The 12,366-nt window shown below is 45.0% G+C and carries 9 protein-coding genes; 7 read left to right on the forward strand and 2 right to left on the reverse strand.

Annotated elements, in window-relative coordinates:
* Positions 1–81 precede the first annotated feature (81 nt).
* From DN599_RS01220 to DN599_RS01240, 5 genes are all read left to right on the forward strand, one after another.
* Entirely contained in the window at positions 82–750 is a 669-nt protein-coding gene (locus DN599_RS01220; protein WP_162599130.1) for a hypothetical protein, read from the forward strand.
* Positions 751–773: 23 nt separating this feature from the next.
* A complete protein-coding gene (locus DN599_RS01225; RefSeq protein WP_110455840.1) occupies positions 774–1,838 on the forward strand; it encodes a hypothetical protein in 1,065 nt (354 codons plus the stop codon).
* A gap of 71 nt (positions 1,839–1,909) precedes the next feature.
* Positions 1,910–2,593 carry a C39 family peptidase gene (locus DN599_RS01230; protein ID WP_110455841.1) on the forward strand — a complete coding sequence of 228 codons (684 nt, stop codon included), beginning with the start codon at positions 1,910–1,912 and terminating at the stop codon, positions 2,591–2,593.
* 10 nt (positions 2,594–2,603) lie between these two features.
* On the forward strand, positions 2,604–3,314 hold the full coding sequence (locus DN599_RS01235) for a hypothetical protein (RefSeq protein WP_110455842.1): 711 nt from the start codon (positions 2,604–2,606) through the stop codon (positions 3,312–3,314).
* 41 nt (positions 3,315–3,355) lie between these two features.
* On the forward strand, positions 3,356–4,654 hold the full coding sequence (locus DN599_RS01240; RefSeq protein WP_110455843.1) for a cell envelope integrity protein TolA: 1,299 nt from the start codon (positions 3,356–3,358) through the stop codon (positions 4,652–4,654).
* A gap of 268 nt (positions 4,655–4,922) precedes the next feature.
* On the opposite strand, the gene DN599_RS01245 is transcribed toward DN599_RS01240, so the two are convergent.
* Positions 4,923–5,834: a LysR family transcriptional regulator gene (locus tag DN599_RS01245; protein WP_110455844.1), complete on the reverse strand. Its 912-nt coding sequence runs from the start codon at positions 5,832–5,834 to the stop codon at positions 4,923–4,925.
* Between the two features lie 121 nt (positions 5,835–5,955).
* Between DN599_RS01245 and DN599_RS01250 the strand changes: the two genes are divergently transcribed.
* Together DN599_RS01250 and DN599_RS01255 are read left to right on the forward strand one after the other, a co-directional pair.
* Positions 5,956–10,509, forward strand: coding sequence for an ATP-binding protein (locus DN599_RS01250; RefSeq protein WP_110455845.1), 4,554 nt, complete (start codon positions 5,956–5,958; stop codon positions 10,507–10,509).
* Between the two features lie 400 nt (positions 10,510–10,909).
* A complete protein-coding gene (locus tag DN599_RS01255; RefSeq protein WP_110455846.1) occupies positions 10,910–11,788 on the forward strand; it encodes a universal stress protein in 879 nt (292 codons plus the stop codon).
* A gap of 312 nt (positions 11,789–12,100) precedes the next feature.
* On the opposite strand, the gene DN599_RS01260 is transcribed toward DN599_RS01255, so the two are convergent.
* Entirely contained in the window at positions 12,101–12,361 is a 261-nt protein-coding gene (locus DN599_RS01260; RefSeq protein WP_110455847.1) for a DUF5062 family protein, read from the reverse strand.
* Positions 12,362–12,366: the final 5 nt, after the last annotated feature.

Here is a 12,366-nt window from a genome sequence, read left to right on the forward strand (position 1 = left end):
GATCTTTAACGTTTCATTTTTTGGCCTGTTGTTTGCTTCATTCATTAGACGACTACCACCAATCTTAATGAAGAGGGCTAAATGAGACTAAGTTACGGACAACCGTGTATATGTTTATTATTTAGCGCGATGGCTTGTACTGTTGCTGCCGATAGTAATAGCCCAGATATGGGAGAGTCCAACGTAGATGGCTCAAGTGTGACAAACCCGAGTGTTGGTACCCAGAGTTATCGCCTTAATTCGCTTAGTAATACCGCCATTATCGCGCCGCAGGCTTTTTTAAATGCTCAGGGGCGAGTAGCAATTAATCAATCAGCTGGCGATCAAAACTTACAAACCAATAGTCATGCGATCGGTGGGCAAGTCGTCATCCTCTCTAATCAGAAAAACCCTTACATAGCCGACAGTACTTACGGTGATGCTATCAATCAAACGTCAATCGAAGAGTTAGCGTTTGAAAATAGCCAAGGGCTGATCAGTATCAATCAGGTCAGTGGTCAAGGAAACATTCAAGCCAATCTTGGGGCCATAGCGCTTCAATCTGTTGTTGGTTTTGGTCTCGATGACAAGTCACTTGAAAGTGTGACCAGTCCCAGTGCTTTGCCTATTGGTCATCTTGATAATAATCAGTCTTTTATCGCGCCTGATAGTTTTGAAAATGTGCAAGGTATAGTGCAAATCAACCAAATTTCTGGCGATGGTAACACCGCCATAAATCAGTTCTCGCTGCAGTTACCAAGTGGGAATTAAATCATCCTAATGGAGAAATGGAAATGAAGAAATTAACTTTAGTAATGTGTATTAGTGCAGCAATTAGTGCCAATGCGTTTGCCAATGGTGAAACAGATTCAGATAGTTCTGTTGAGCTCAAAAAGGAAGTGAGTGTTACCAAGGATCTTGAGTATAAAGGTAAAGTCAAAATTTCAGGTGATATCGGGGTTAATGGCCTAGGTATGGCTGTGGTTGAGAACAATCAAGAAGTGGGCGCTAATATTGTCGGTAACTCTTACGTTGATAATGCGGCTTCAATTTCCGATGAGGCTTTTAGTAATGCCAGCGGTAATATTGGGGTAAACCAAGCGGCGGGCGACAATAATGTGCAAGGAAATTCTGCAGCACTCGCATCGATAGACGCCTCGTTTGCGTTTGGCTCTGGTGATGCTGAAATTTTCAGTAGCCAACGTGGTACATTCAATGGTACCGGGAATTATGCCTCCACCAATAGTGCCAGCATTAGTAGCTCAGCATTCAATGGGGCTTCGGGTAATATAGGTGTGAACATCGCATCAGGTGCTAACAATGTTCAAGCCAATAATATGGCTGCTTCAGCACATACGGGTAGCTTAGGTGAAGCGACGGTCTCAAATAACCAAGTTTCAGGTCATAATATCACCTTAAATGAAAGCGTTGTGCAGAATACAGCTGAATCTGTTGATGTGACGTTAACATTAGGTGCATCGGGTACTTATGCGGGAAGTTCGACTCAGAATGGTGGTTTTTATCCAGAAATTTGGCAGGATAATGGGGCTCATGATGATGGTGACAATTCCGTATTATGGGGTCATATGGATATGGACGGTGAAAACCCAGGTGGTGATACTCTCGATTTTGATGAATCAGGTACACTTGAGCTAGCTGGCACTGTGACTGGTTCAATGCCTTTCTTTATTGAAACCGTCACTCAAAAAACCACTAATACCGTTGCTATAGCGGGTGGTGCTTTCCAAAATGCGTCAGGTAATATTGGCGTAAATATGGCGTCTGGTACTGGCAACCTGCAGTCAAACAACCTGTCTCTTACAAGCATGACTGGAGGAGCTATCGTATCTGAACAATAATTGCTCAGTATTCTTTTAGTATCGCAGTGGCTCAAGATGCTTTGAGCTGCTGCATCACTAAGGACACCCAGATGAAGTATTTATTGTTATGCCTGTGTTTAGGCATTTATCAATATGCCATTGCAGCTGAAATAATGTTGACTGGCATGATCCCCGGCATGGGGAACTACACTAAAAATATCCAAAGTATCAGAGAGCGTAAGTTTGAATTTGTGGTGCCGCAAAGAACAGACTTTTCATGTGGTGCCGCCAGTTTAGCTAGCATTCTTAAGTATGGATATGGTCAAGATGAGATAAGCGAAGAGCATGTATTATTGGGTATGCTCGAGATTGCAGATATTGAATTAGTGCAAGAGCAAGGTTTTTCCTTGTTAGATATGAAACGTTACTTAGCAACGCAGAATATGCGTGGCCGAGGATATAGGGTGGGAGTTAAAGAGCTTCTACTGTTAAAAATTCCGGCGATAGTGCTGTTAAATGATGGTGGGTACAGTCATTTTGTTGTGATGAGACGGTTTACTGAAAATCAGGTTTTTCTTGGCGACCCTGCACTTGGAAATCGTATTCTAGAGTATGAAGAGTTTGCCAACAAATGGAACGGAATTGTCTTTGTCGTTATAGGTAATCAATACATTAAAGATAATCCGCTTATAACGCCTAGAAACAGATTAACGTATAACGTGCTAAGCCCATTGCAACCATTAACCGATGCTGAACTATTAGAGTTTGGTTTCCAATATGCAGATATGCTTTAAAGGAGGCAAAATGAAATTTTGCTTAGTAACAGGGGTTTTATTGGCCAATTCAGCTTTAGCATCCAATCTGCCATTAGATGCTTTTGATGCACAAGCGCCATTATCAGATCAGGAGTTGGCTCAGCAGAGGGGGAAATACACCCAAAATGGCCAAGACTTTTACTTTGGTTTATTGATGCAAACCCAATATCTCAATGCTCAGGGGCTCGCTCAGCAGGTGAGCATGCAAATTGAGATGTCGGCATCAAATGATCGTCCCGAACTTGTCATTACCATTGCTGATAAAGGGGCGCTAACGGATAACTCGCTGGGACTGTCCACCTCTGGACAGGCGAGTGGCTTGCAGCAACAAATTCAAATCACAGGTGATTTTAATAACGTAAACAATCAACTCGATATCACCCAGGGAGCATTAGCTCCACTGGCTAATGGTGTCGAAATCATATTAGGACAAACCTTAGTTAACAGTAGTGGTAATGTGCTCTATTCTGCTAAAAGCGGTGAATTGGGTTATCGGGTCGACTTACAATCAGCATCGTTTGCACAAGGAGTATTGTCTCAAGAGGGTAATGGTCAGTTGATGCAATCAATCAATATTATTGGTGGGTTTAATCAAATTACTAACAGTTCATTAATACGCTATCAAGGAATTGATATTGGAATAAAAGAGCGACAATTAATGGGCTTACAAGTACGCGACATCATGGGAATTGGTCTATAGTTTTCAGGCGAGTATATAAAGTTAATTAAGGATAACTATCAATGGATGTCAAATGGACTAAGGTTGCCCTGCTAGTATCGATTGCGTGTGTTAATTCCCCCTGTTTCGCGGCTGATAACGATCAAAATCAAGCTTCAATGACAGAAGCTGACGAGCTTCAATTGCTAAAAAAACAGCTCATCTTCCTTAATAAACAAGCACAGATGCAGCAGCAAGCCATTAATCAAATGGCGCAAAAAATCTTAGCGAAAGAAGCAACGCTTAATCAGTCTCAACGTAATACCACCGATGCGCAGGAGCAAGCAGCTCAAACGATCGAACGGCAACCGCAACAACCGCGTGCTCAAGAACCAGCGTCTTCAGCCCCGGTAGCACAAGTGAAAAAGGAACCGGAACGCTCTCGCAGTACAGATGATGTGTTGCAAGAGGCGCATAATGTGTTTGATCGTAAGTTAACTGTCGAATCCTCTATGACCTACAGCTATTATGGGCGTAAGGATTTGGTTTTACGAGGTTTTCTTGCATTAGATGCCATATTTTTAGGTAATTTAAACCTCGATAGAATACGCTCTAATACGGTCCAGCTTGACTTAACTACGCGCTATACTCTCAATGACCAATGGCAGTTCGAAATGGGTTTTCCTTATGTGTATCGCCTTAATAAATATGAGTCTGTAGGGGAGGGGAATTCGAGCCAACTATATGAGTCTGCCAAGGTTGAAGGTGGACAAATTGGAGATATGAGTTTAGCCGCTTACTATCGGGTAATGACCGAGGGTAATGGTTGGCCCGATTGGGTTTGGAACGTCAGGGTACGTTTGCCCACGGGGACAGATCCTTTTGGTATTGAGCTAGAATCGTCTGAGTCGGGTAATTTAACTTATCCTGTGGATATTGCGACGGGGGCTGGCGTGTTAGGGCTCTCAACCGGTTTTAGTTTGGCTAAAACCTATGATCCCGCGATTGTATTTTTTAATCTCAACTACGGCACCTTTATCCCTGAAGAGTATGGCGATCTATCTGGGTTACCTGGATTATCGCCCGGCGAGATCGATTTGGGGGATTACATTGATTACAGTTTGGGGCTTGCATTTGCGGTGTCAGAAAGAATGAGTATTGGCATGAGCTTTAACCAGAGGTTTTACGCTAAAACTCAGCAGCGTCCTAAAGGCAGTGATTGGCAAGATATCACTAGGACAGATACCAATACCGCATCGCTTGGCCTTGGCGCGACATTGGCGCTAACTGAGAACCTGTCTATGGTCACAAGCATTGGTGCTGGTTTAACCGAGGATTCACCCGATTATCAATTAAGTTTACGTTTCCCGTATCGTTTCTAGCAGTTGACAGTTTACAGAGGGGATCTTGCTTAAGATATGACGATGATAGCGCTATGGTCATTAATTTATGTGAAATTGAGTCAAGCGGCGGGCTAATCTTAGATGGCTAATACTAAAAAGTGTTAGCCATTTTATTTTAATTATTGCCGATTTTTTATTTTTTTATCAAGGCATCATATAGCAAGTAATACCATGCCATTTAAGGATTCGCGGCGGTTGAGAGAGCTTGGTGGTTCAGCCTAGTCACTATTGTGAATGATGAGCGCTGTTACATCATTAATGACTGCAGCGATTCATGACTGCTGAAGCGTTTAGTAAAAAAATCTAAGAACACGCTAATGTTCGTCGCCAGCTGACGCCTGCTCGAATACACCCCATATACTTTGAAAGGCTCGATGGGCCAGTCTTGCAGAAGTGGTACAAGGCTGCCGCTAGCTAACTCGGTTTTACACACAGAATTAGATAGCATGGCAATGCCAAAATCATCTAATACTAGTTGTTTCACCATGATGGCACTGTTTACTCTCACTTTTCGTTTAAAATTGACCATGGTTTTACGTTGGCCTTTTCCTAGCGGCCAAATCGGGGCTGAGCGCGAAGTACCAAGTAAAATACCGTGATGTTCGCTCAGTTCCTGTGGTGTAGCAGGGGTGCCTTTGGCTTTTAAATATGCTGGACTGGCCACTAATATGGGTTGACGTTCTAACAATAAACGCGCCACCAAGTCAGAGGATTGTAGCGGGCCATATTTGATGGCGATGTCATAACCTTCACCCACTAAACCAACATCATTATCGGTAAATTGGACGTCGAGTGCCACGTTAGGATATAAGCGCATAAAGCTACTGCATAGGTTAGCGATGAGCTCTTGGCTAAAGGATACCGGAATAGCCACACGTAATGAACCAGATACATCATTATGTGTATTTTCAATGGTGGCCTTGGCAGCTTCAACTTCATCGTTAATACTACTGCAATGTTGATAAAATAATGCACCCACTTGAGTCAGGCTTAAATTACGGGTATTACGCTGCAATAAACGTACGCCTAGCTGCTCTTCGAGTTGGGCGACTTTACGACTTATGGTGGATTTTGGCATGCCGATATCGCGAGCCGCCTGAGAGAAGCTTTTAGCCCTCACTACCGCTGCGAATAGCATCATACCGTTCAAATCTGGCATTATTTTATCACTGTCTCAAAAATGGAACATAGCGTCTAAGCCAGTTTAATAGCATTTGACCCTATAACAAAGCTATATTTATGGGCTAAAAATTTTAGAGGCTAAAGCAGAGGATCAATTGATGACCAGCACCAATCAGCCCACAAACACGACTCAGGTTCAAACTGCCGATCCGCTTTTTCTTCAAGCAGAGCATTTGGCACAAGATTTTTCTCTGTTTCCAAAACACAGTAAGCAGAGTCTGTCAGAGCAGATTAACGGTTTATTAAGTGAAGAGACGATTCAGTCTAATCTTAAGGAATTGGAACAGTTAGACGTAGACGGTTACGTTGCTAGAGTGATTCAACCCACCTTAGATAAAAACCGCCTTGGCGCTAAGCGCGTTATTGCCGATCTCAAGGGCAAGTTGATCACCGATAAACACTTAGGCCCATTTTACAGTGCTGAGGTTGAGCTCAATTTTGGCACTCGCACTCGCCGTATCGGTTTTATTGCTCAAGAGCGCACCACTAGTAATGGTGCGTGGATGCCTGAGCATCATATAGCGGCTTGTGCGGCCATTCGTCACTTTGCCGAATTGTCTATGCCTATCGTTTACCTTATTGACACCCCTGGTGCCGATGCCGGTGAAGTGGCGAACAGTCAAAACCAAGCACATACGATTTCTAAAGCCATTGCCGAGAGTGCCAACGTCGATGTTCCGACGGTCGGTATCGTGATTGGTGCTGGCTATTCTGGTGGTGCAATCCCCTTGGCCGCGGCCAACATTTTGTTGTCACTGCGTGATGGTATTTTTAACACCATTCAGCCTCAAGGTTTGCAAAGCATTGCGCGTAAGTACAACTTGTCATGGCAAGAGTGTGCTAAGTCGGTGGGCGTATCGCCAGAAGAGCTTTACACCTCGGGTTGTATTGATGGCATTATCGATTTTTCACCGTCAGATAAAGATGAGCGTCAGCATAATCTTCGCCGTGCGATCATTAGCAGTATAGAAGCGGTTGAGAATGCCGCGGTGCAGTTTGTGCGCGAGTCGAAAGATTTACGTGAGCATTATGACCGCAGCTTAAATCGTTTCCTGAGTCCGTCGAAGAACCTGTCAGCCTTAGAAGAGCAGGCAGGATTATCGGTTGCTGATAACCCAACGATGCACCTCAATTTATTCGGTAGTTCATACCGTTACCTGCGTTACTTAACCTTACGTAGTCGTATTCATTCGATTTCTCAAGAGCAGTATGGCCGCTTATCTAAGGTGAGCGTACCAGAGGGCGATCTGCTGGCGCGTATTCAGCAAGAGCAAGATAAGGTGTTCCAGTCTTGGCTATCTAGCCCAGATAAACTGGTTTACGATGAAGATCTTAATAAGTTATGGAGCAACTTTACCGCCAAGCGCGATGATGTGTCTACTGAACGAAACATGCTGACGCGGTTTATTTTAGGTGAGCCTAAAGAGAATTATAAGAAGGCGCGTAAGGCACTGTTATTTAATATCGGTTGGTCGCTATACCACCGTTGGAAAGGCAACGCCGAAAACAACTTCAAAGGCTTAATCCAATATCTAGAAAGCTTGCCTGATGAAGTGACACAAGCCGATTGGCCAGAGCTTAATCAGCTGACCGTTCTGGATGTGATCGTCCATGACGAACTGCGCGAAGATTTTATTTGGCAATGTTATAACATCTTAATTTTCAATGCGCTGTATGACAACGTGGTGGGTAACTTAGCCTCAATCGCGAAAGAAGCCATGATGACGAAGAGTTTATCGCGCGCCTCTGTCGACAACCTGCTACATGACTCAATCGATCGCGCTATCTCTAAACAAGATACTGCTAACGATAAGAACAAGTTCTATAAGTGGCTGAAGTATTTCATGTCGCAGTCAAACCGTGCCGATCTGCTGACTAAAACAGAGCAGTGGAAGAGCGTCGGTTTCCCGCAACTTAACGACAGTCTATTCGTTATCTTGACCTATTTCTTCGAGCGTCTACTGCCTGAGTATTTTGCCAGCGAAGAGAAGAGCAGCGACTACACTGGTGCCATCAACCCTGTGCGCATTGGTCGTCGTAAAGACTTCTGGAACCGCTTGACCATGGGTTATCAAGATCTGCTTATCCAGAAAGTGCTTCGCGATGAGAAGCGCAAGGGTAAGATGACTTGGGAAAATGTCATTGCTAAATTCTTCAGTGATTTTGATGAGCTAAACGGCGACAAAATGTCGGCTAACCTGCTTAATTTCCCAGGTTTCCGTTTATCGATTGAAGATGCACTCGATAAAGGCATTCGTCCATGCGGTTTGATCACGGGGACCGCCAATGTTGAGTACAAGGGGCAAACTATTCGTGCGGGTATCGCCGTATCCAATACCGCATTCCAAGCGGGTGCGTTCGATATGGCCAGCGCCGAGAAATTCAGTGCCTTGTTGATCGAATGTGCTAAACGCAGACTGCCGGTTATCTGTTTCATCAGTTCAGGTGGTATGCAGACCAAAGAAGGGGCGGCGGCGCTGTTCTCTATGGCGGTGGTGAACGACCGTATTACTCGTTTCATTCGTGATAACGAACTGCCAGTCTTGATGTTTGGTTTCGGGGACTGTACCGGTGGTGCTCAGGCCAGTTTTGTGACCCATCCTTTGGTGCAAACATATTACCTGTCGGGCACTAATATGCCGTTTGCAGGTCAGATGGTAGTGCCAGCATACTTGCCGTCCACCTCGACGCTGTCGAATTATCTGTCTAAGGTTCCGGGCGCAATGAACGCCTTGGTCACCAATCCATTTAGCGACACCATAGATGAGCAACTTAGCGGTATCGATCCATTAATGCCTAAGCCAACGGCTAAGATTGAAGATGTTATTGGCAATGCCATTTCAACCTTAGTGCCTGAAATGCAAGTGGCCGAGGATGAGATAGTACAAGATGATCCTCGTCAGTTGATGAAGCCTATTGAGAAAGTATTGGTTCATGCTCGTGGTTGTACTGCGGTTAAGCTAATCCGTAAGGCTCATGACAACAACATTAGCGTGGTATTAGTGGCGTCAGATCCCGATATGACCTCGGTACCAGCCGATATGCTTGATGAAAACGATAAGCTGGTCTGTATCGGTGGTAACACTTCTGATGAAAGTTATCTAAACGCATACTCAGTGCTGAAAGTTGCTGAATATGAGAAAGTTGATGCGCTGCACCCAGGTATTGGCTTCCTGTCTGAAAGCCCGCAATTTGCCGCATTATGTGTTAATAACGGTGTCAACTTCATTGGCCCTAGTGTGCATAGCATGACGACCATGGGTAACAAGTCGAATGCGATTAAAACCTCGCAAGCGCAAAATGTACCTGTGGTTCCAGGTAGTCACGGTATCTTGACCAACGCAGAGCAAGCGGTCAACGTGGCCAGCGAAATTGGCTATCCTGTGCTGCTTAAAGCGGTACAAGGTGGTGGCGGTAAGGGTATTCAAGTTGTTGAGCGCCCAGAAGATATGATCTCTCTATTCCAAAAGACCTCTACCGAAGCGGCGGCGGCATTTGGTAATGGTGACCTTTACCTAGAGAAATATGTTACCTCTTTACGCCATATTGAAGTGCAGCTACTGCGTGATCAGTTTGGTAACACTAAGGTACTGGGGTTACGTGACTGTTCGGTACAACGTAACAACCAGAAAGTGATTGAAGAGTCTGGTTCGACTATGTTGCCAGATGAGCTTAAGCAGAAGGTGATGGAATACACGCGCGCATTAGGCGACGCCACCGATTACATGGGTGCAGGTACGGTAGAATTTATCTACAACCTCGATACCAATGAAGTGTACTTCATGGAGATGAATACTCGTCTGCAAGTTGAGCATCCGGTTACTGAAGCAACCTCGGGTATTGATATCGTCAGCGCCGGTTTCGACATTGCCGCGGGTCGCTCTATTGAGCACCTTGAGCCACAAGAGATTGGCTATGCTATCGAAGTGCGTGTCACTGCCGAGAAAGCAGCATTAGACAGCAATGGTATACTGCAGTTATTACCGCATCCAGGGGTGATCACCGAATATGCGATGCCTGAGCGCGATGATATCGAAATCATCTCTATCGCCGGTGAAGGTAAAGAGGTATCACCATACTATGATAGCTTGATCGCCCAGATCATCTGCCGTGGTGAGTCGCGCGAAGATGTGATCAACAAGCTGCATGACTATCTTGCCAACGAAGTGGTTATTAAAGGTATTGCAACCAATATTCCGTTGCTCACGCGTATCTTAAAAGATGGTACCTTCAACGAAGGGGTGTATGACACTAACTATCTGCCACGCTTCATGGCTGAGCTGGATATTCCTGAGCTGATTGCCGAAATGGAAGCTGCAGCGGAAACTGTGGGTGTCGATACCGAGTCGCTACGAGTCGGTGAGAGTAATGAGCTAAAAGTATTGGCACAAGGTGCGGGTATCTTCTATACCTCGCCAGCACCGGGTGAAGCGGACTTCGTCAAAGAGGGTGACATCGTTACTGTCGATCAGACGCTGGCGTTAACCGAAGCGATGAAAATGTTCTCACAGGTGACGCTTGCAGGCTTTAACCGCCAAGGCGCTGTGCTGTACCCTGAAGATAAGCAATATCGCATTGAGCGTATTCTTAACAGCAACGGTCAGCAGGTCTCACAAGGTGAACTACTGTTTGTGGTGTCACCCGTTAACTGATGCCACTGAGAGCCAGTTAAGCTAATAAAAATACCCATCGAATGATGGGTATTTTTTTATCTGTTGCTACCCATTTAGCGGGGGGAGTGCTAGAGACGCTTAGGTGTTCTTTTTAGGCAAGGTCACTGTGCCAGTTGAGCAAGCTCGGGCCGATTAAGCGTCCCGTTAGCATCTCGTCTATCACAGTGGATAGTGACCAGCGATGATGCCGTTTGCCCTTGCGTGCCATTACGGGGTATGCCTAAACAGAGTGCCAGAACAGAGTTATCTATGGCAATATTGGCCTCTTGCCACAATGGTGTATATGATAGTGAGCTTGGTTAATTTTATGACCAAGATCAAGGCGTAAGTCACAAACCGTGACTAAGCTCAACTTAAGGTTTAGCGGTAGGAGAAAACCATGGATAAGGTGTTTATCATTTCGCAAAAAAAGCAGCAACAAGCCGATGCAATTGCCACAGGAGTGGAGCTTGCTAGTGCCTTGGGTAAAACGGCCGAGGTGTTTGACTATAGTTATGAGTCTTTTAGTGGCAAAGAGTGTTATAGCCCTCGTCTTGCCGCTTCGGCGAAATTACAAATAATGAAGCAGCGTAACAGTGACATTGAAGCGCAGCTGCAATCACTTAAGATAGACGATGTTCCAGTCAACACTGTGTGGACTAAAGATCTATTCGAACATGCCTGTCATCATTCTATGCGCCATGGCTTTGATCTTATGATTAAAGCCGTTCAGGATGCCGACCACTACTTACCTGTGGACTGGCACCTGATCCGTAATGTAAAAATTCCGCTGATGCTATTGACCGATAATCCATTAAATCGCGCCAATAGCGTGCTGATGGCGGTGGATTTAGGCAGTGATAAACCGATAAAGCAGCAACTTAACCATAATGTGATTGCCTATGCTCGCCAACTTGCCAAGGCCACTGGGTGCGTATTACATCTGGCCTATGTGGTAAGAGTACCTAAGATCCTCAGGGATATGGATGTCATCAATCCCCGCACTCTGGTTAAAGAGGCTCATCAGCGTTATCAATCTCAGCTCGATGAGCTTGGCTTGCCGCAGGATAATATTCATATTTTAGCGGGTGAGCCGGATCTGTGTTTATATGAACTGGCCTGTCGTTTACGGGCTCGTTATGTGGTGCTTGGGGCTCGTCAGCGCCGTGGTTTGCTTGGCTGTGTTATTGGTAATACTGCCGAAGCCATGCTGAGCCGTATCCGTAGCAATGTGTTGGTGATCCCTGCCGACGATCAGCTAGTGACGCCATCGGTTTAACGCCTATCAGTGATAGTGTCTTCACGGTGGTTAATTATATTAGCCACCGCAATTAACAGACAAGGTTTCTTTCAAATGCTTAGCCGATGACTAATTATAGATTATAGGCGTCAATATGAATGCTGTTGGTCATCAGCATCCCTAATAATTATAAACAGTAAGCTATTTAATACAGTAAGTTACTTAATCAAGGCTGCAAGATCCCAATGGATCGCTAGCCAATACGTTGTCATGGTTGTAGCGTAATGAGTGGCGTGGCAAGGGGCAAAAGAGCATAGGCATCAGTCGAGTGACCAACGCCTATGGCTATGTTTAGTTAAGCAGCGGGTGATCTTCTGGCAGCTGTCGACTGATCCATAAGATCAATTTGTGCTTCATATTCGGCCCATCTTCTTTGTCTGTGGCCAAGGGCTGGATTAGTTTATCTTGCACTAACAGCCGGTAGATACATTCGACTTTATCTTTAGGAGAGATGCCTTTGCCGAAATCGGCAAATCCGCGTTTTTTTGCGTAACCTACACCAATATCCATGGCGAGTTTTAACAGTTGTGCGTCATGCTTACCTTGTTTCATAAAAG

The organism is Shewanella algidipiscicola, assembly GCF_900380485.1.
Classification (GTDB): Bacteria; Pseudomonadota; Gammaproteobacteria; order Enterobacterales; family Shewanellaceae; genus Shewanella; species Shewanella algidipiscicola.